The organism is Streptomyces sp. NBC_00572 (genome assembly GCF_026341815.1).
In the GTDB taxonomy this organism is placed as follows: domain Bacteria; phylum Actinomycetota; class Actinomycetes; order Streptomycetales; family Streptomycetaceae; genus Streptomyces.
The window spans coordinates 5,107,168-5,126,299 of sequence record NZ_JAPENX010000001.1 but is presented as its reverse complement, the minus strand read 5'-3'; the positions used below and the strand labels follow the sequence as shown (position 1 = coordinate 5,126,299).

The 19,132-nt window shown below is 68.6% G+C and carries 16 protein-coding genes; 5 read left to right on the top strand and 11 right to left on the bottom strand.

Translation table 11 applies throughout. From position 1 onward, the window contains the following. Positions 1 to 158: 158 nt before the first annotated feature. The 8 genes from dxs to ngcE all read right to left on the bottom strand — a co-directional run bounded on the left by dxs (position 159) and on the right by ngcE (position 10,725). A complete protein-coding gene (dxs, locus tag OG514_RS23545; RefSeq protein WP_266897926.1) occupies positions 159 to 2,078 on the bottom strand; it encodes a 1-deoxy-D-xylulose-5-phosphate synthase in 1,920 nt (639 codons plus the stop codon). Between the two features lie 232 nt (positions 2,079 to 2,310). Next, the gene (locus tag OG514_RS23540) at positions 2,311 to 3,630 is read right to left on the bottom strand and encodes a sugar ABC transporter permease (protein ID WP_266897924.1); all 1,320 of its coding nucleotides are present in this window, start codon (positions 3,628 to 3,630) and stop codon (positions 2,311 to 2,313) included. Then, positions 3,627 to 4,415: an ATP-binding cassette domain-containing protein gene (locus tag OG514_RS23535; protein WP_167348157.1), complete on the bottom strand. Its 789-nt coding sequence runs from the start codon at positions 4,413 to 4,415 to the stop codon at positions 3,627 to 3,629. The genes OG514_RS23540 and OG514_RS23535 overlap by 4 nt, the downstream gene beginning before the upstream one ends. 304 nt (positions 4,416 to 4,719) lie before the next feature. Then, on the bottom strand, positions 4,720 to 5,784 hold the full coding sequence (locus OG514_RS23530) for a sugar ABC transporter substrate-binding protein (protein ID WP_266897920.1): 1,065 nt from the start codon (positions 5,782 to 5,784) through the stop codon (positions 4,720 to 4,722). Positions 5,785 to 5,906: 122 nt separating this feature from the next. After that, positions 5,907 to 7,118 (bottom strand): ROK family transcriptional regulator, encoded by a 1,212-nt coding sequence (locus tag OG514_RS23525; protein ID WP_190106770.1) that lies wholly within the window; start codon positions 7,116 to 7,118, stop codon positions 5,907 to 5,909. A gap of 193 nt (positions 7,119 to 7,311) precedes the next feature. After that, complete coding sequence (locus tag OG514_RS23520) at positions 7,312 to 8,250, bottom strand: carbohydrate ABC transporter permease (RefSeq protein ID WP_266897914.1); 939 nt, start codon at positions 8,248 to 8,250, stop codon at positions 7,312 to 7,314. After that, positions 8,250 to 9,179, bottom strand: coding sequence for a carbohydrate ABC transporter permease (locus tag OG514_RS23515; RefSeq protein ID WP_266897912.1), 930 nt, complete (start codon positions 9,177 to 9,179; stop codon positions 8,250 to 8,252). The genes OG514_RS23520 and OG514_RS23515 overlap by 1 nt, the downstream gene beginning before the upstream one ends. Positions 9,180 to 9,279: 100 nt before the next feature. Continuing rightward, positions 9,280 to 10,725, bottom strand: coding sequence for an N-acetylglucosamine/diacetylchitobiose ABC transporter substrate-binding protein (gene ngcE / locus OG514_RS23510; RefSeq protein ID WP_266897910.1), 1,446 nt, complete (start codon positions 10,723 to 10,725; stop codon positions 9,280 to 9,282). Between the two features lie 525 nt (positions 10,726 to 11,250). Between ngcE and OG514_RS23505 the strand changes: the two genes are divergently transcribed. Continuing rightward, on the top strand, positions 11,251 to 12,165 hold the full coding sequence (locus tag OG514_RS23505; RefSeq protein ID WP_266897908.1) for a VCBS repeat-containing protein: 915 nt from the start codon (positions 11,251 to 11,253) through the stop codon (positions 12,163 to 12,165). Between the two features lie 139 nt (positions 12,166 to 12,304). Here OG514_RS23505 and acnA read toward each other — a convergent pair whose 3' ends face one another. Together acnA and OG514_RS23495 are read right to left on the bottom strand one after the other, a co-directional pair. Beyond that, positions 12,305 to 15,022 carry an aconitate hydratase AcnA gene (acnA, locus tag OG514_RS23500; RefSeq protein ID WP_323181591.1) on the bottom strand — a complete coding sequence of 906 codons (2,718 nt, stop codon included), beginning with the start codon at positions 15,020 to 15,022 and terminating at the stop codon, positions 12,305 to 12,307. Positions 15,023 to 15,330: 308 nt separating this feature from the next. Beyond that, positions 15,331 to 15,669 carry a substrate-binding domain-containing protein gene (locus OG514_RS23495; protein WP_266897904.1) on the bottom strand — a complete coding sequence of 113 codons (339 nt, stop codon included), beginning with the start codon at positions 15,667 to 15,669 and terminating at the stop codon, positions 15,331 to 15,333. On the opposite strand from OG514_RS23495, the gene OG514_RS23490 reads away from it, so the two are divergent. The 4 genes from OG514_RS23490 (at position 15,606) to OG514_RS23475 (ending at position 18,477) form a co-directional block, all read left to right on the top strand. Next, complete coding sequence (locus OG514_RS23490) at positions 15,606 to 16,028, top strand: amidohydrolase family protein (protein ID WP_266897902.1); 423 nt, start codon at positions 15,606 to 15,608, stop codon at positions 16,026 to 16,028. The two genes, OG514_RS23495 and OG514_RS23490, sit on opposite strands and share 64 nt — an antisense overlap. An 86-nt stretch (positions 16,029 to 16,114) precedes the next feature. Beyond that, positions 16,115 to 16,471 (top strand): VOC family protein, encoded by a 357-nt coding sequence (locus tag OG514_RS23485; protein ID WP_266897900.1) that lies wholly within the window; start codon positions 16,115 to 16,117, stop codon positions 16,469 to 16,471. Positions 16,472 to 16,522: 51 nt separating this feature from the next. Beyond that, positions 16,523 to 18,052, top strand: coding sequence for a UDP-N-acetylglucosamine 1-carboxyvinyltransferase (locus tag OG514_RS23480; RefSeq protein WP_266897898.1), 1,530 nt, complete (start codon positions 16,523 to 16,525; stop codon positions 18,050 to 18,052). Positions 18,053 to 18,156: 104 nt separating this feature from the next. Beyond that, positions 18,157 to 18,477, top strand: coding sequence for a hypothetical protein (locus tag OG514_RS23475; RefSeq protein ID WP_266897896.1), 321 nt, complete (start codon positions 18,157 to 18,159; stop codon positions 18,475 to 18,477). 71 nt (positions 18,478 to 18,548) lie between these two features. On the opposite strand, the gene OG514_RS23470 is transcribed toward OG514_RS23475, so the two are convergent. Beyond that, on the bottom strand, positions 18,549 to 19,061 hold the full coding sequence (locus tag OG514_RS23470; protein WP_266897894.1) for a hypothetical protein: 513 nt from the start codon (positions 19,059 to 19,061) through the stop codon (positions 18,549 to 18,551). Positions 19,062 to 19,132: the final 71 nt, after the last annotated feature.

The window sequence follows — 19,132 nt, the reverse complement described above, 5'->3', positions numbered from 1 at the left end:
GCTTGAACCTCGGTCGCTCTCGACCACCTCGGTCGGGTGGCTGTGTTACGCCTGCCCACACAGAGTCAGAATGCACGCGAAAGGGCCGGTCGGCACCCGGGAGGGTGAGCCGACCGGCCCAAAGGTGACGCTAGGTGACCGTTGCCCCGGGTCGGGGGTCAGTCGCGGGCGGGCTCCACGGCCTGCGCGCTGCTCTCGAACCGTCCGTCCAGACGCGAGACCAGACCGGTGACCTGGCGGGCGATGTCCGGGGCGGTCAGACCGATCTCCGCCATGACCTCGCCGCGGGAGGCGTGGTCCAGGAAGCGCGGCGGGATGCCGAAGTCACGCAGCGGCACGTCCACGCCGGCGTCGCGGAGCGCCTGGGCGACGGCCGAACCGACGCCGCCGACGCGGCTGTTGTCCTCGACGGTGACGACGACCCGGTGCTGCTCGGCGAGCGGGGCGAGGGCCTCGTCGACCGGCTTGACCCAGCGGGGGTCGACGACGGTGGTGGAGATGCCGTGCCGGTCGAGCAGGTCGGCGATCTCCAGGCACATCGGGGCGAGCGCGCCGACGGACACCAGGAGGACGTCGGGCCGGTCGGAGCCGGGCTCGCGGAGCACGTCCATGCCGCCGACGCGGCGCAGGGCGGGTACGGCGGGGCCGACCGCGCCCTTGGAGAAGCGGACCACGGTGGGGGCGTCGGTGACCTCGACGGCCTCGCGCAGCTGGGCGCGGACCTGGTCGGCGTCGCGCGGGGCGGCGAGCCGCAGGCCGGGGACGACCTGGAGGATCGACATGTCCCACATGCCGTTGTGGGAGGCGCCGTCGGTGCCGGTGACGCCGGCCCGGTCCAGGACGAAGGTGACGCCACACTTGTGCAGGGCCACGTCCATCAGGACCTGGTCGAAGGCACGGTTGAGGAAGGTCGCGTAGACCGCGAAGACCGGGTGGAGGCCGCCGGTGGCGAGGCCGGCCGCGGAGACCGCGGCGTGCTGCTCGGCGATGCCGACGTCGAAGACCCGCTCGGGGAAGGCCTTGGCGAACTTGTCGAGGCCGACGGGCTGCAGCATGGCCGCCGTGATGGCGACGATGTCCGCGCGCTCCTTGCCGAGCTTCACCATCTCCTCACCGAAGACCGAGGTCCAGTCGGCGCCGGAGGAGGCGATGGGCAGGCCCGTGTCGGGGTGGATCTTGCCGACGGCGTGGAAGCGGTCGGCCTCGTCCTGGAGGGCCGGCTGGTAGCCGCGGCCCTTCTCGGTGAGGCAGTGGACGATCACGGGGCCGCCGAAGCGCTTGGCGCGCGTGAGGGCGGACTCCAGGGCCTCGATGTCGTGGCCGTCGATGGGGCCGACGTACTTGAGGCCGAGGTCCTCGAACATGCCCTGCGGGGCGATGAAGTCCTTGAGGCCCTTCTTGGCTCCGTGCAGGGTCTCGTAGAGCGGCTTCCCGACGACGGGGGTGCGCTCCAGGATGTCCTTGCCGCGGGCGAGGAAGCGCTCGTAGCCGTCGGTGGTGCGCAGGGTCGCCAGGTGGTTGGCGAGGCCGCCGATGGTGGGCGCGTAGGAGCGCTCGTTGTCGTTGACGACGATGACGAGCGGGCGGTCCTTGGCGGCGGCGATGTTGTTCAGCGCCTCCCAGGCCATGCCGCCGGTGAGGGCTCCGTCGCCGATGACGGCGACGACGTGGTCGTCCTTGCGCAGGACCTCGTTGGCCTTGGCGAGGCCGTCGGCCCAGCCGAGGACCGTCGAGGCGTGCGAGTTCTCGATGACGTCGTGCTCGGACTCGGCCTGCGAGGGGTAGCCGGACAGGCCGCCCTTCATCTTGAGCTTGGAGAAGTCCTGGCGGCCCGTGAGCAGCTTGTGGACGTAGCTCTGGTGGCCGGTGTCCCAGAGGACCTTGTCCTTCGGGGAGTCGAACACGCGGTGCAGGGCGATGGTCAGCTCGACCACGCCGAGGTTGGGCCCGAGGTGCCCGCCGGTCTTGGAGACGGCGTCCACGAGGAACGTCCTGATCTCGTCGGCCAGCTGGTCCAGCTGTTCCGGGGAGAGCCGGTCCAGATCTCGCGGTCCCCTGATACGGGTCAGCAGAGCCACCCGTGCCTCCTTGCGTTTGAGCTGGTCGAGCTTGCCGATTTGTCGAGTCTAATGTTCCGTCTTGGATCGTGGGCATCGGGCCGGGGGGTGAGGCGTCACCCTCACGGCCTACATGCCGCTGATCTGTACGGCTCTGTACGGGCCGGGGCACTGCTCCGGACGCAGCAGTGCCCGGCGCCGGTTTCACGGCGCCGGGCGGTGTGGCGAGCGTTACGCGCGCGGGACGGGGTCCCTAGGCACGTCCTGCCGTCTTCTGCGTCTTGCGGGAGACCGAGTCGATGATCACGGCGATGAGCAGGACCGCTCCGGTGATCATGTACTGGATCGCGTTGGAGGACAGGTTCATCTGGTTGAGGCCCTGGACGATCGACTGGATGACCAGGATGCCGAGGAGCGCCGACCAGACCTTGCCGCGTCCGCCGAACAGGGACGTACCGCCGATGACCGCTGCGGCGATGCACATCATGAGCTGGTTGCCGCCGCCGAGGGAGCGGTCGGCGCCGCCGGTCGCGGAGGCGAGGAACAGACCGCCGATCGCGCCCATCGTGCCGGAGATCATGAACACCGAGATCCGGATCCACGAGACGTTGATGCCGGCGCGGCGGGCGGCCTCGATGCCACCGCCGACGGCGAAGACCTGGCGGCCGTACGTGGTGCGGCGGAGCACGAAGTCGGTGACGAGCAGGATCACCAGGAAGATCACCAGGGAGAGCGGGAGGCCCTGCTCCTGGTTGAAGCCGTAGGCGGCGACGAGGACCAGGACCGCGAGGATCGCGGTGCGCAGGATGATCTCGCTCTGCGGGCGGTGCGGCAGCTCGGCGGCCTTGCGGCGGCGGGAGTCGCGCAGCTGGGCGAGGTAGAAGGCGGCGACGACGACCACGGCGAGGCCGTAGGCGGCGGCGACGTCGGAGAAGTAGTACTTCGTGAGGTCGGCGACGAAGCTGCCGATCGGGGTGGGGATGGTGGACTTGTCCCCCATCACCCAGGTCTGCAGGCCGGCCCAGCCGAGGAAGCCGGCCAGGGTGACGACGAAGGCGGGCACGCCGATCTTGGCGAAGACCAGGCCGTGGAAGGCGCCGAGCAGGGTGCCGGACAGGATGCCGAGGAGGATGGCGAGGCCGTCGGGCATGTCGGTGCCGAGGACGCCCCAGACCGAGCCGGCCAGACCCGCCACGGAACCGACGGCGAGGTCGATCTCGCCGAGCAGCAGCACGAAGACGATGCCGACGGCCATGATGCCGGGGCCGACCGCGTACAGCGTGATCTGGTCGAGGTTGTACGAGGTGATGAAGTTGCCGGTGAGGGCCTGGAAGACGATGCCGATGACGATCAGGCCGACGACGACGGGCAGCGAGCCGATCTCACCGGAGCGGATCTTGCGCTTGAACTCCTCGACGTAACCCTTGAAGCCCTGCTCGCGCACGAGGAGGCGGGGGTCGACGGCGGGGATCGCGGCGGCGGCCGGGACCTCGCTCACCGGGGTCGTCTCTTCGGTGGTACGGGGCTCGGGCACCGCTGCCTCTTCGCTCGCGGTGGGAGGGGTGTTGCTCACTTCGCTACCTCCGCGTTGCGGGCCTGACGGCGGGTCACGGCGTTGTCCGTGGCACCGGTGATCGCGGCGATGATCTCTTCGTGCGTGGTGGTGGCCACCGGGAAGGTGCCGTTGTTGCGGCCCAGACGGAGCACGGCCACGGTGTCGGCGACGGCCTTCACATCGGCCATGTTGTGGCTGATGAGGATGACGCCGAGGCCCTGCTCGCGCAGCCGCTCGACCAGGTCGAGGACCTGGGCGGTCTGCTCGACGCCGAGGGCGGCGGTCGGCTCGTCCAGGATCACGATCTTGGGGTCGCCGACCAGGGCGCGCGCGATGGCGACGACCTGCCGCTGGCCGCCGGAGAGGGCGGCGACGGGAATGCGGACGCTGGGGATGCGGATGGAGAGGGTGGAGAGCAGGTCCTTGGCCCGCTTCTCCATGGCGACCTCGTCGAGGACGCCGCCCTTCTTGATCTCGCGGCCGAGGAACAGGTTGGCGACGACGTCGAGGTTGTCGCAGAGCGCGAGGTCCTGGTAGACGGTCGCGACACCGAGGTTCTGGGAGTCGTGCGGGCGCTGGATCTCGACCTGCTCGCCCTCCCACTCGATGACGCCCTCGTCGATGGGGTGCACACCGGCGATCGTCTTGACCAGCGTGGACTTTCCCGCTCCGTTGTCGCCGACAAGCGCGACGACCTCTCCTGCGTGGACTTCGAGATCGACACCGGAGAGGACCTGAACCGCTCCGAATCGCTTGAAGATCCCGCGCAACGCCAGCACGGGCGTCTGGGACACGTGAACCAACTCCTTCGCCGCGCGCGGGCGGCGGCATGTCGCGCCGCCGGTGCAGCGCCAAAGTTCGAGGGGGGGCTGAGCTCGTCCGGCCCCCGGACCGACAGCGGGGTCTGGGTCGGCCGGGGGCCGGACGGGCAGGGGGGACGGATCCGGCGGTGGTGGGCCGGGGTCGTACGGGGGCGAACTCTCCGTCGGGGGGACCCTCCGTCTCGGGGGGTCACACTCCGGCGGGGTCTTCACTCTCTGTACGCGGGCCGGTGGCGGGATCCGTGGTGCCGGGCCCTCGGGGGGCCCGGCGGGCTCGGCTCAGGGGTTACTTGACGCCCAGGGCCGTGCACTTGGCGGCCAGGTCCGAGGTGCAGAGGTCGGCGGCCTTGTAGATGCCGTCCTTGATCACCGTGGTCTGGATGTTGGTCTTGTCGACGACGACCGGCGGGAACAGCGTCGACGGCACGCCGTCGGTCGCACCCTGGGCGCCGAGCTCCTTGCCCTGGAGCAGGTTCACCGCGAACTTGGCGGCCTCGGGGGCCAGCTGGAGCGGCGACTTGTAGATCGTGAAGGTCTGCGAACCGGCGATGATGCGCTGGATGCCCGCGACCTCGGCGTCCTGACCGCCGACCGGGATGCTCTTGATGCCGGCGTTCTCGAGGGAGGTGATGATGCCGCCCGCCATGCCGTCGTTGGCGGAGTAGACGGCGCCGATCTTGTCCTTGCCGACCGAGGAGATCGCGGCGGACATCTTCTCGCCGGCGACCTTCGGGTCCCACTCGCCGGACGCCTCGTAGGCGATCTTGCCGACCTTGCCGTCGAGGGCGGCGTGGGCGCCCTTCTTGAACAGACCGGCGTTCGGGTCCTTCTCGTCGCCGTTGATCATCACGACCTGGGCGGTGGCGGCCTTGGCGCCGAGGGCGGCGAGGAGGGCCTGGCCCTGGAGCTCGCCGACCTTGTTGTTGTCGTGGCTGACGTAGGCGTCGGCACCCTTGACGGCGCGGTCGTACGCGACGACCTTGACGCCCTTGGCCTTGGCCTCCGCAACCCAGCCCTCGGCCTTGGTCGCGTCCACCGGGTCGAGCGCGATGACCTTGATGCCGTCGGCGATCAGCTGGTCGAACTGCTGCTTCTGCTTGACGACGTCGGAGACGGCGTTGTTGTACACGACCTCGCAGTCGCCGCACGCGGCCTTGACGGCCTTCTCGAACTGGGGCTTGTCGAGGGCCTCGTAGCGCGAGGTCTTGTTCTCGGGAAGGAGCAGACCGATCTTGGTCGAGCTGCCCTTGTCTTCCTTGTCTCCGCCGCCGGCCTGGCCGCAGGCGGCGAGCGAGAGAGCCATCGAAACCGCGGCCGTTGCTATGACGGCACGACGCGTCACTGCGTTCATGTGGGGTTGCCTCCCTGACGAGGCCGCGACGTTGCGGCCGAGGTGTCCCGAAGTCAACTCGGCCGCAACGTTGCCGTCAAGAAGTAAATTCTTAACGAGATGACAACGGTGGTGTTCGTTATCTAAGTGAAGGCAAGCCGGGAGACCGGAGCAGCTGCAGGCAGCGCACTCTCCAACAGGGTCGAATCGCCCATTTCACTCAGGACGAGAGCGAGGGCGCCGAGCACCTCGGCGCGGCCTCCCAGGGCCCCCTGGGCCAGCGAGAGCTGCCGGGCGGCACTGGGGATCGCGTACCGCGACACGGAGTCCCTGATGGGCGCAAGGACCAGCTCCCCGGCCTCCGCGAGGTCGCCGCCGAGCACCACCCGGCTCGGGTTCAGAAGGTTGCAGAGGTTGGCGATGCCACTGCCGATGTGACGCCCGACGTCGGCGATCACCCGGCGGCAGCCGGGATCGCCCTCCCGGGCCAGCTGGACGACCCGCTCCATGGTCAGATCGGGGCCGTGGCTGGGCTGCAGCAGCGGCAGCACGTACCGGGCGGCCGTGAAGGTCTCCAGGCAGCCGCGGTTGCCGCAGCGGCAGACCGGGCCCGACTCGTCGAGCGTGATGTGCCCGATCTCGCCCGCGGTGCCTCCCGGGCCCCGGTAGACCCGCCCGTCGATGACGAGACCGGCGCCGACGCCGCTCGCCACCTTGATGTACGCCAGGTCCTTGACACCCCGCCCGCTGCCCCAGACCAGTTCGCCGAGCGCGCCGAGGTTGGCGTCGTTGTCGACGTGCACGGGGACGCCGAGGCGCCCGGAGAGCTCCTCGGCGGGGTTGATCCCGCTCCAGCCCGGCAGGATCGAGGTCGAGCCGAGGGTCCCGGAGGAGACGTCGATCGGGCCCGGTACGCCGAGCCCGACGCCGATCACCTTGTCCGGGCCGATCCCGGTGGCCCGGATCAGCCGCTTGACCAGCTGTTCCGCCCGGTCGAAGCCCTCCGCGGCGGAGGCGTCCACATCGAGCGGCTCGGCCTCCTCGGCGAGCACCTGGTGGGCGAGGTTGCCGACGGCGACCCGCAGATGGGTGTGGCCGAAATCCACGCCGATCACGATGCCGGCGTCCCCGGAGAGGGAGACGCTGCGGGCCCGGCGGCCGCCCGCGGAGGTCGGCGTGACGTCGACGGTGCCGCCGTCCTTCAGCTCCCTGACGATGTTGGAGACCGTCGCGGCGGACAGGCCCGTCGCCCGGGCGATCTCCGCCTGGGTGAGCGAGCCGGCCATGCGCACCGCCCGGACGACCCGTTCGAGATTGGCCCTGTGCAGAGACGTCTGCGACCCCGGAGTCTCCATCGACTCACTCACTCCCACCGTTTTCTCCAACATGTGAACTCTAAGGGGACGCTTTCGGCTTGCTCCCCGTCAAGACCTTGAGTGGCGGAGGTACGCGTCACACGGCGTGGATGAGCGCCGAAGGGCCCCCGCGCGTGGTGCGCGCCGGGGGCCCTTCGGGCTCTGCGGGAGGAGCCGACGACGGCTCCGGGGGTCACTTCACGGCGCCGGCGGTCAGACCGGCCACCACCTGCCGCTGGAAGATGATGTACGCGGCGAGCACCGGGAGCATCGCCATCACGAGACCGGCGAAGAGACCTGACCAGTCGCCCTTGTAGCCCTGGCTCGTGGCGAGCTGGACCAGGCCCTGGGAGAGCACCTTCTGGTCCTGCTCGGTGTTGAGCACGGTGGGCAGCAGGTACTGGTTCCACTGGCCGAGGAAGTTGAAGATGCCGACGCTGATGAGGCCCGGCTTGGCCATCGGCAGCATCACCTGGAAGAAGGTCCTGGTGTGCGACGCGCCGTCCACGAAGGCCGCTTCCGCCACCGAGGTCGGCAGCGTGCGGAAGAAGGCCGTGAGGAAGAAGACGGTGAAGGGCAGCGAGTACGCGATGTAGACGAGGATCAGACCGTGCGGGGTGTTGAGCAGGGCCAGGTTCTGCATCACGTAGAAGAGCGGCACGAGCGCCAGGATGATCGGGAAGCTCATCCCTCCGATGAAGAGGAAGTAGATGAAGCGGTTCCCGGGGAAGTCGAAGCGGGCCAGCACGTAGGCCGCCATCGAGCCGAAGAGCAGCGTGCCGATGAGGGAACCGCCGACGACCACGATCGTGTTCAGGAAGTAGTCGCTCATGTGTGCCTGGGACCAGGCGCGCGACCAGTTCTCGAAGTGCAGACCGTCGGGCAGCGACCACGGGGAGGTGAAGATCGCCCGGTCGGTCTTGAACGAGGTCATGACCGCCCAGAGCAGCGGCATGACGACCATGATCGCCCAGATGATCAGGACACCGTGCGAGAAGACGTTGAGGACCGCGCCCTCGCTCTTGGACTCCTTGCGGGCCGCGGGCGCCACCGTCTTGATGACCGTGGGACCCGAGCCGCCCGGGGAGCCGGAGCTCTCGACGCCGGGGGTGGCAGTGTCGGTCGTCTTCATCAGAACTCCAGCCGCTCGCGCCGGCCCAGCTTCATCACGATGGCCGCGAAGGCCAGTGTGACGAGGAGGAGCGCGACACCGATGGTCGTTGCGTAGGCGGCCTGACCGTCCCGGAACGCCTTCTGGTACACGTACAGCGGAAGGACGACGGTGGAGTAGTCGGGCCCGCCGCCGTTGGGGCCGACGGTCATGATCTGGACGACGGCGAAGGACTCCGCGCCGAGCGCCAGGATGCCCATGTAGATCCAGCCTGACTGCACGGTGTCCCAGAGCAGCGGCAGGGTGATCTTGAAGAAGGTCGTGAAGCGGTTGGCGCCGTCGAGCAGGGCGGCCTCGTAGAAGTCCCTCGGAATGGACGCCATGCCGGCCGAGAAGAGGACGACGAAGAAGCCGACCGTGGACCAGACGAGAACCGCCATCACGCAGAGGAGGGCGAGGTCCGGATCGCCCAGCCAGTCCGGCTGAATACTGCCGAGACCCACGAGCTTCAGAGCGGAATTGATGGCTCCGCTATTCGGGTTGTAGGCGAACTGGAAGAGCAGCGCGACGATGGCGATCGACAGCACCTGCGGGAAGAAGTACACGATCTTGTAGAAGGCTGATCCGCGCACGCCGGCGATGGCCGCTCCGCGACGGCGCCGACCGCCGACATTGAGCATGAACGCGAAGAACAGCGCGAGTCCGACGGTCACCAGCGGCAGCACCACCGCGAGGGTCAGACTGTGCTGGAGCGATTTCCAGAAGATCTCGTCGTCCAGCATTCTGCTGTAATTGTCGAATCCGACGAAGCCGAATTCGGGGCTCAGCCCGGTCCAGTCCGTGAGCGAGTAGTAGATGGACTGGATGAACGGCCAGATGACGAAGAGCGCGTAGAGCGCGAGGGGCGCCGCCAGGAACCCCACGATGAAACGGTACTTGCCGTGCTGCATTCCTACCGACCCCGATCTTCCCGCGGAGGCGCGCCGCGGGTGCCGCGCGCCAAGGGGCCGGGGCCCGCTCCCGGTCGGCGGGAAGGGGCCCCGGCACTGCTCACTGGTGCTTGTAGTGCTTGATCGAGGAGTCCTTGGCCGCTTCGTCGGCGTACTTCTGGATCTTCTTGATCGTCTCGGCCGGGGTCGCACGGCCGGCCATCATCTCGCCGATGCCCGCCACGCCGATCTTCTCCTTCTGGAGGGCGACGTACCAGTCCTGGAGGCGCGGGTTGACGACGTTCTGGCCGGCCTTCTCCAGAGCCGCGACACCGGACTTGAGGCCCGGCGTCAGCTCGATGCCGCTGGTGCCGCCGTTGTACGCGGAGAGGGACTTCACGGACTGCGTGAAGTTCTTGGACGAGGCCTCGCTGAGCATGATGCGCAGCTGCTCCATGCCGCCCTCGGGGTTCGCCGCCTTGGCCGGGACGATGAACGGCTCGCCGCCGGACGCCCACATCGTGCCGAAGGGCATCTTGTCGGAGGCGTCGATGCCGCTCGGGGCGGAGACGGCCAGGTTGAAGTCGGCCGGCATGGTCTTCGCCGCCTCGTTCTCGACCCAGGAGCCGTTCGGGATGAACAGCGCCTTGCCCTCGGTCCAGGCGGTCTGCGACTGGATGTGGTCGAGGCCGGGGGTGCCCTTGAGGATGTAGCCCTTCTGGACGAGCTCGTAGTAGGCCTCGAAACAGGCCTTGACCGCGGGGTGCTCCCAGGCCTTGGGCTCCAGGTTGTCGATGGCGTCCAGGACCTCGCGGCCGCCGACCTTGCCGATCATCGGGTAGAGCGAGAAGGGGAGGTAGTACGGGTGCTTGCCCGCGTACGTCCAGCCCGCGATGCCCTTCTTCTTGGCCTTCTCGCAGACGGCCAGCATCTCGTCCCAGGTCTCGGGGTACTTCGCGTCGAGCGAGTCGAGCAGCTTCTGCGAGTACCAGACGCCGTAGACGGTGTAGGCGTAGTAGAGGACCCAGACCGGGTCGCCGTCGAACTGGCCCATCTCGACGATGCCGGGGCGCAGGGTGTCGCGGACCTTCTTGCTCGGGTCGTCGACGGAGGCCGAGTCCAGGAGGGCGGTGAGGTCGGCCAGCTGCTTCTGCCCGACGAGGACGCCCATGTCCATCTGCTCGGCACCGGAGTTGTCGATGAGGTCCGGCGGGTTGCCACCGTTGAAGCGCGGCTGGAGCTCGGTGGTGATCTTCTGGGTGGGCGTGAACTTGACCTTGGCCTTGGGGTAACTCGTCTCGTAGACCTTGATCGCGTCCTTGGCGTACTGCTGTCCGAATCCGCCGTCGAAGAGAACGAAATCGAGCGGGGCCGACTCGTTCACCCCGAGCGGGTTCTTGTCGGTCTTCTGCCCCTTCTCGACCTTTTCGTTGCCATCGCCGCTGCTGCTCGCACAGGCGGAGAGGAAGCCCATGGTCGGCACGGAAATCAGGCCGATCGCGGCGGAACGCTTGATCAGATCGCGACGGCCAAGGCCCTCATTGGTCTGAGCGGAGGTGGATCCCATGCTCAAGTCCTCGCCTTCATTCAGGACTCAGGCGGTGTACCGGTCGCCCGTACTCTCGCCACAGGCGAAGGGCCCCGCCACCGCGGTCATTTGCAGCCGGGTCGTGCAGGCGTCGGGCCGTCGTGTGATGGATACGACTGGCTGGACGCCGACAGGTATAGTCCACTTCCCTTCGCCTGAGCAAGATCGAAAGCAGGTTTTCACGGCCATCTTTCCCGAGTTGAGACCTCCGGGATAAGCACGCGCGATCTGCGGCGTTTCGTCCAACCATCCGTCCGTCAATGCCCTTGACAGTGCCTCAGGACTACCCGTACTGGAGGGCCATGGCGCGGCTAAGGGCGTCGACACCCCGATACGAGGGGTGCAAATAGGGCATACGGCCGGGATCGAAACAGTTGTGTCACAGACCCCCCTCCTGGTGAAGTTCCTGTAAGGACGATCCGGGATCATGGGGGTCCGGCCGTCTCCGTCCTCGTGTACGGACGAACGGTGGAACCTCCCTTTCCTCTCACTCTGGAGTACTACGTGGCCAACTCTTCTGGCCTGAACCGCTCGCGCGTCCTGTCCCGCGTGACGGTCGCGGCGATAACCGCCGCCCTCGTGAGCACCACCACCGCCGCGGTCGCGGCGGACGCGCCCAGCGCCTCCTTCGGCGCCGAGCAGAAGGCCTCGAACGCGAGCGCCTTCTCGGCCGCCTCCACCGCCGCCGCGACGCCGCGGAACTTCCTCTACGGCGTCAACAGCGCGGGCACCATCTGGGGCTACCAGCCGGTCGGCGGGGGCACCATCCAGCGCCTCGCGGACAACTCCGGCACGGGCTGGAACAGCCACAAGCACTTCAGCCAGGCCGACATGGACGGCGACGGCGGCTCCGACGGCTTCTACGCCGTCCGCAACGGCCGTCTGAACTACGCCGAGGTGGGTGCTCCGCGCGACCTCGGTGGCGGCTGGGGCGCCTACAACAAGATCATCTCCGCCGCCAACACCGGCGGCGGCGTGGCGGACGACCTGCTCGCCCGCGACAGCTCCGGTGTGCTCTGGCACTACCTGGGCTACGGCAACGGCGGCCTGACCCAGCGCTACCGGGTCGGCAGCGGCTGGAACGCCTACACCCAGATCGCCGGCAAGGGCGACGTCTCCGGTGACGGCCGGGCCGACGTGGTCGCCCGCGACCGTTCCGGCGTGCTGTGGCTGTACAAGGGCACCGGCAACTACAAGTCGCCCTTCACCACCCGCACCCGCATCGGCAGCGGCTGGAACGGCTACAACCTCATCGCCTCCTCGGGTGACCTGAACTTCGACAGCCGGGCCGACCTGGTCGCCCGCGACAGCGCCGGCGCGCTGTGGCTGTACAAGGGCACGGGCAACCCGTCCAGCCCGTACACCGGTCGCGTGAAGATCGGCACCTCCGGCTGGAACGGCTTCCGCGAGATCTTCTGATCCGCTGGTCTTCGGATCCGCTGATCTTCGGATCCGCTGATCCGCAGCCGCGAGGCACGACGAAAGGGCCCCGCTCCTCTTCCGAGGAGCGGGGCCCTTCCCGTTACCGGATCCGCGCCGGTGTCAGCCGCGGCTGCGTTCAGCCACGGATGAGGTTGCGGAGCACGTACTGCATGATGCCGCCGTTGCGGTAGTAGTCCGCCTCACCGGGGGTGTCGATGCGGACGACCGCGTCGAACTCGACACCGGTGTCGGTGGTGACCTTGACCGTGCTCGGCGTGGTGCCCTCGTTCAGCTCCGTGACGCCCGCGATGGAGAAGGTCTCCTCGCCGGTCAGGCCGAGCGAGTCGGCGGACTGACCGGCCGGGAACTGGAGCGGCAGGACGCCCATGCCGATGAGGTTCGAGCGGTGGATGCGCTCGTACGACTCGGTGATGACGGCCTTGACGCCGAGGAGCGCGGTGCCCTTGGCGGCCCAGTCGCGGGACGAGCCGGAGCCGTACTCCTTGCCGCCCAGGATGACCAGCGGGGTGCCGGCGGCCTGGTAGTTCTGCGAGGCGTCGTAGATGAACGACACGGGCGCGCCCTCGACGGTGAAGTCGCGGGTGAAGCCGCCCTCGGTGCCCGGCGCGATCTGGTTGCGCAGGCGGATGTTGGCGAAGGTGCCGCGGATCATGACCTCGTGGTTGCCACGGCGCGAGCCGTAGGAGTTGAAGTCACGACGCTCCACACCGTGCTCGGTGAGGTACTTGCCGGCCGGGGTGTCGGCCTTGATGGCGCCGGCCGGGGAGATGTGGTCGGTGGTGACCGAGTCGCCCAGCTTGGCCAGCACCCGGGCGCCGACGATGTCGGTGACCGGGGTGGTCTCCATGGTCATGCCCTCGAAGTACGGGGGCTTGCGGACGTAGGTGGACTCGGTGTCCCACTCGAAGGTGTTGCCGGTCGGGATCGACAGCGCCTGCCACTGGGCGTCGCCCGCGAAGACGTCCTGGTAGGACTTGTTGAACATGTCCTCGCCGATGGCGTTGGCGACGACGTCGTTGACCTCGGCCTCCGTCGGCCAGATGTCGGCCAGGTAGACGGGCTTGCCGTCCTGGTCGACGCCGAGGACGTCCTTGGTGATGTCCACCTTCATGGAACCCGCGAGGGCGTACGCGACGACCAGTGGCGGGGAGGCCAGGTAGTTCATCTTGACGTCGGGGTTGATGCGACCCTCGAAGTTGCGGTTGCCCGAGAGCACCGAGGTCACGGCCAGGTCGTGCTCGTTGACGGCCTTGGAGACCTCCTCCGGCAGCGGGCCGGAGTTGCCGATGCAGGTGGTGCAGCCGTAGCCGACGAGGTTGAAGCCGACCTTGTCGAGGTACGGGGTGAGACCCGCCTTGTCGAAGTAGTCGGTGACGACCTTCGAGCCCGGGGCGAGGGTGGTCTTGACCCACGGCTTGCGGGTCAGGCCCTTCTCGACGGCCTTCTTCGCGACGAGCGCGGCGGCGACCATCACGTACGGGTTCGACGTGTTGGTGCAGGAGGTGATCGCGGCGACGGTGACGGCGCCGTGGTCGATCTCGTACGTCGAGCCGTCGGGGGCCGTCACGAGGACGGGCTTCGACGGGGCGCCGTTGGGGTGGTTCGCCGGGGCGTCGGAGGCCGGGAAGGACTCCTTGCCCGCCTCGTCGACCTCGTCGACGTAGTTGCGGACGTCCTGGGCGAACTGCTGGGCGGCGTTCGCGAGGACGATGCGGTCCTGCGGGCGCTTCGGGCCGGCGATGGAGGGGACGACCGTGGAGAGGTCGAGCTCCAGCCTCTCGGAGAAGTCGGGCTCGGCGGCCGGGTCGAGCCAGAGGCCCTGCTCCTTGGCGTACGCCTCGACGAGCGCGACCTGCTGCGCGGAGCGGCCGGTCAGCTTGAGGTAGCTCAGGGTCTCGCCGTCGATCGGGAAGACGGCGGCGGTGGAGCCGAACTCCGGCGACATGTTGCCGATGGTGGCGCGGTTCGCGAGGGAGGTGGCGGCGACGCCCTCACCGTAGAACTCGACGAACTTGCCGACGACGCCGTGCTTGCGCAGCATCTCGGTGATCGTGAGGACCAGGTCGGTGGCGGTGGTGCCGGCCGGGAGCTCGCCGGTCAGCTTGAAGCCGACGACGCGCGGGATGAGCATGGAGACCGGCTGGCCGAGCATCGCGGCCTCGGCCTCGATGCCGCCGACGCCCCAGCCCAGCACACCGAGGCCGTTGACCATGGTGGTGTGGGAGTCGGTGCCGACGAGGGTGTCGGGGTACGCCTGGCCGTTGCGGACCATGACCGTACGGGCCAGGTGCTCGATGTTCACCTGGTGGACGATGCCGGTGCCCGGGGGGACGACCTTGAAGTCGTCGAAGGCGGTCTGGCCCCAGCGCAGGAACTGGTAGCGCTCCTTGTTGCGGCCGTACTCCAGCTCGACGTTCTCCGCGAAGGCGGAGTTCGTGCCGAACTTGTCGGCGATGACGGAGTGGTCGATGACCATCTCGGCCGGGGAGAGCGGGTTGATCTTCGCCGGGTCGCCGCCGAGCGCCGCGACGGCCTCACGCATGGTGGCGAGGTCGACGACACAGGGAACGCCGGTGAAGTCCTGCATGATCACGCGGGCCGGCGTGAACTGGATCTCCTGGCTCGGCTGGGCCTGCGAGTCCCAGCCACCGAGGGCCCGGATGTGGTCGGCGGTGATGTTCGCGCCGTCCTCGGTGCGGAGCAGGTTCTCCAGGAGGACCTTCAGGCTGTAAGGGAGGCGCGCGGAGCCCTCGACCTTGTCCAGCTTGAAGATCTCGTACGACTCGTCGCCCACGCGCAGCGTGCTGCGGGCGTCGAAGCTGTTCGCCGACACGACAGTCTCCTTCATCAATGTGCGCGTATTACCGCCATGCTGCCGCCACGACTCCTCGCCGATCCGCTAAGGTAAGGCTTAGTTAGGTAACCCTTACCAGGTGGGCGGCCGCGGTGCGCCGTAAGCAGTTATCTCGATGTCGAGATAACTCTAGTGCATCCCCGCCGCCCGGTCATGCCCGGCATGGCTGTGACGGCCGTCTTCCTGAGGACCGTCCGGCCGGCCGGCCGCCGCGCCATGCCACGAACACGGCCCTCACTCGCCCCTTGGGCGGGTCGAGGCGCGCGGGTGGAGTCGGGCCGGAACCATCAGGCCACCCGGCGCGGGACTGGGCAGCGCGGGTCGAGCCGGGCGACCAGGGTCGCGATGGCCGTCTCCGCGATCGTTTCCGGCCGCAGCGTCACCATGGTCACGGACGGGCCGGTGTCGGCGTAGGCCGGATCCTCGCCGGCGCAGACGAGCAGCAGGTCGTCGGGTATCCGCAGGCCGTGGCGGGCCGCCGCCGCCCGGACCTGCCGGCCGCCGGGGTCGTAGACCGAGTGGACGGCGTCGCAGCACGGTCGGAGAAGGCCCGGTCGAAGGCGTGGCCGGGCGCGTCGTCCGGGTCGAAGGCGATCACCGACGGCACCTTGCGGCGCTCCCGGCACCACTGCTCGTAGGCCCGGGTCACGGCGCCGGCCTGAGCCGCACCTCGGCGCTGCGGATGCACACCTACGGCACGGCACGGCAGCTGCGCATGGACGGGGAGACGGGGACGATCCGGGCAGGACGGGCCGCCGATCTCCTGCTGCTCGACCGGGATGTAACGGAACGTCCGGTGGCCGACATCAGCGACACCACGGTGCGGCTCACGCTGGTCGGCGGCCGGGTGGTCCACGACGCCGAGTCGGCCTCGGGCCGTACGGCCTCCGCGGGTCCGGCCCGCTCGATGTCCGCGCCCAGGCCCTCGATGTACGCCGCGGTGCACGGCGGCCGCCACCGGGCGTGCGGCTGCGCGGCACACTGACCCTCCGGCCCCGTCCCCGTACACCTGCCCGCCCGTACGGCCGCGGATGAATTGCCGCGGCCGTGTGGGCGGTCGAGGATCGGAACATGTTCAGTGGCGCGCATGTGATCCTCTACACGCGGGACGCGGAGGCCGACCGTGCCTTCCTCAAGGACGTCGCCGGCTTCCCGCACGTGGACGCCGGGCGCGGCTGGCTCATCTTCAAGCTGCCGCCCGCCGAGGTCGCCGTCCACCCGACGACGGAGGAGCCGAAGCACGAGCTCTACCTCATGTGCGACGACCTCACCGCGACCCTGACGGACCTGGAGGACAAGGGCGCGGAGATCTCACGCGCCATCACCGATCAGGGCTGGGGTCTGCTCGCCGCCGTACGGCTGCCGAGCGGGACCGAACTCCCCCTGTACGAACCGCGTCACCCGACCGCGCACGGCCTGTCACCCTGACGGCCCACCCCAACGGCGAGTGGCATCTCATATCTGAGATAACGTGACGCCATGGCAGACGACTACCTCGTACGCATCGGCAAGCTCATCCGTGACGCCCGGCAGCACCGTGGCTGGACACAGACGCAGCTCGCCGAAGCACTGGCCACGAGCCAGAGCGCCGTCAACCGGATCGAGCGCGGCAACCAGAACATCAGCCTTGAGATGATCGCCCGGATCGGCGAAGCCCTCGACAGCGAGATCGTGTCCCTGGGTTACGCGGGACCGATGCACCTCAGGGTCGTCGGCCGCCGCCGGCTCTCGGGCTCCATCGACGTCAAGACGAGCAAGAACGCCTGTGTCGCGCTCCTCTGCGCCTCCCTCCTCAACAAGGGCCGCACGGTCCTGCGCCGGGTCGCCCGCATCGAGGAGGTCTTCCGGCTCCTGGAGGTCCTCAACTCCATCGGGGTCCGTACCCGCTGGATCAACGACGGCGTCGACCTGGAGATCCTGCCGCCCGCCGAGCTGGACATGGAGTCCATCGACGCCGAGGCCGCGATCCGCACCCGCTCGATCATCATGTTCTTCGGCCCGCTGCTGCACCGCATGGACCGCTTCAAGCTGCCGTACGCCGGCGGCTGCGACCTCGGTACGCGCACGATCGAGCCGCACATGATCGCGCTGCGCCGCTTCGGCCTCGACATCACCGCGACCGAGGGCATCTACCACGCCCAGGTCGAGCGCTCCGTCTCCCCCGACCGCCCCATCGTGCTGACCGAGCGCGGGGACACCGTCACCGAGAACGCGCTGCTCGCCGCCGCCCGGCACGACGGCGTGACCGTCATCCGCAACGCCTCCTCCAACTACATGGTCCAGGACCTGTGCTTCTTCCTGGAGGCCCTCGGCGTACGGGTCGACGGCATCGGCACCACCACCCTCACCGTGCACGGCGTGCCGCAGATCGACGTGGACGTCGACTACTCCCCCTCCGAGGACCCGGTCGAGGCGATGAGCCTGCTCGCCGCCGCAGTGGTCACCGAGTCGGAGCTGACGATCCGCCGCGTCCCGATCGAGTTCATGGAGATCGAGCTCGCGGTCCTGGAGGAGATGGGCCTCGACCACGACCGCTCGGCCGAGTACCCGGCGGACAACGGCCGGACGCGCCTGGTCGACCTGACGGTCCGTCCCTCCAAGCTGGAGGCGCCGATCGACAAGATCCACCCGATGCCGTTTCCCGGCCTGAACATCGACAACGTGCCGTTCTTCGCGGCGATCGCGGCCACCGCCCAGGGCAAGACCCTCATCCACGACTGGGTCTACGACAACCGGGCCATCTACCTCACGGACCTCAACCGCCTCGGCGGCCGCCTCCAACTCCTGGACCCCCACCGGGTCCTGGTGGAGGGCCCCACCCGCTGGCGCGCCGCCGAGATGATGTGCCCGCCGGCCCTGCGCCCCGCGGTGGTCGTCCTCCTCGCGATGATGGCGGCCGAGGGCACCTCGGTCCTGCGCAACGTGTACGTCATCAACCGCGGTTACGAGGACCTCGCGGAGCGCCTCAACTCGATCGGCGCCCAGATCGAGATCTTCCGGGATATCTGAGAATACGCAGGACAACTCCCCCGCACCCCGCCCGATCTGCATCCCCGCAGATTCGGCGGGGTGCATACAATTGCGCCTCCTGGATCTACTCGGAAGAGAGCATCGTGAAGAAAGCGCGCATATGTCTCGTGGTGGCATGCACCCTCATGGTCGCCGCGTGCGGAGGAAGTAGCGGATCTGTCGACACATCCCGCCTGAACGACCAGGAAAAGGAATGGGTCGAGTTCTCCTACGCGCACGAGAAGAACCAGGACATGAAAGAGACGTGGGAGGAGCTGAGCCCCGAAGGCGTCAAGTCCTACCTGGACAAGCAGCGTCCCCGCCTGTGCGGCGACACGGCAGCTCTGATGGAGGGCCTGAAGGAAGCCGGCTGGGAGGCGGGCGAGATGCAGGACTACAAGGCGAAGACCGCACTCATCTGCTGACCTCTGTCCGGCGGATGCGCGACGAAGGCCCCTGCCGTCGCCGGCAGGGGCCTTCGCGTACGGAAGCCCGGCTACTTGTCCTGCGCCACCGCGCCGCCGAGGATCCTCAGCGAGTACTTGTCGTACGCCCGGTGCAGGACCATTGCCACGGGCCCCGAGGTGAACACCGCGCTCACGACGTACTCCTTCTTGTTACCGGTCTCGGCGACCTTCTTCCCGTACAGGGAATCGGTCTCCTTCTTCGCCTGCCGGAGCCACGAGGACGCCTTTGCGTGGTCGACTCCCGCCACGTCCAACCCGGTGCAGGCGGTGAGGAAGTCAAGGCCGTCGGATTGCTTCGTGCCGGTTCTGCACACAAGGGAAGACATGTCCTCGTGATCGGCGTATCCGGCCGAAACCGTCGCCCCGCTCCCACCGCGCCCGTTGACGTAGGTCCTCTTCTTTCCGTCGGGCATCTCCTGCTCGACGGGCTTGTCGAGTTTCAGCTTCCAGTCCTTCGAAAGCCCGGCGAGGAAATCCTTCCCGGTGTATCCCGTGGCCATCGTGTCCGCCGCGCCGAAGGTGGGCCGCTTGTCGCTGGCCACCGCGTGCTTCGGCAGATCGGCGGCACGTGGCGCGGTCCGCGCCGTGGGCTTGGCCGGCTCGGGACGGGCTT

Coding starts and splice junctions, on each gene's coding strand:
- OG514_RS23530 (WP_266897920.1), bottom strand. CDS start 5,784: ATGAACGCAGTGACGCGTCGTGCCGTCATAGCAACGGCCGCGGTTTCG.
- OG514_RS23525 (WP_190106770.1), bottom strand. CDS start 7,118: ATGGAGACTCCGGGGTCGCAGACGTCTCTGCACAGGGCCAATCTCGAA.
- OG514_RS23520 (WP_266897914.1), bottom strand. CDS start 8,250: ATGAAGACGACCGACACTGCCACCCCCGGCGTCGAGAGCTCCGGCTCC.
- OG514_RS23515 (WP_266897912.1), bottom strand. CDS start 9,179: ATGCAGCACGGCAAGTACCGTTTCATCGTGGGGTTCCTGGCGGCGCCC.
- ngcE (WP_266897910.1), bottom strand. CDS start 10,725: ATGGGATCCACCTCCGCTCAGACCAATGAGGGCCTTGGCCGTCGCGAT.
- OG514_RS23485 (WP_266897900.1), top strand. CDS start 16,115: ATGTTCAGTGGCGCGCATGTGATCCTCTACACGCGGGACGCGGAGGCC.
- OG514_RS23480 (WP_266897898.1), top strand. CDS start 16,523: ATGGCAGACGACTACCTCGTACGCATCGGCAAGCTCATCCGTGACGCC.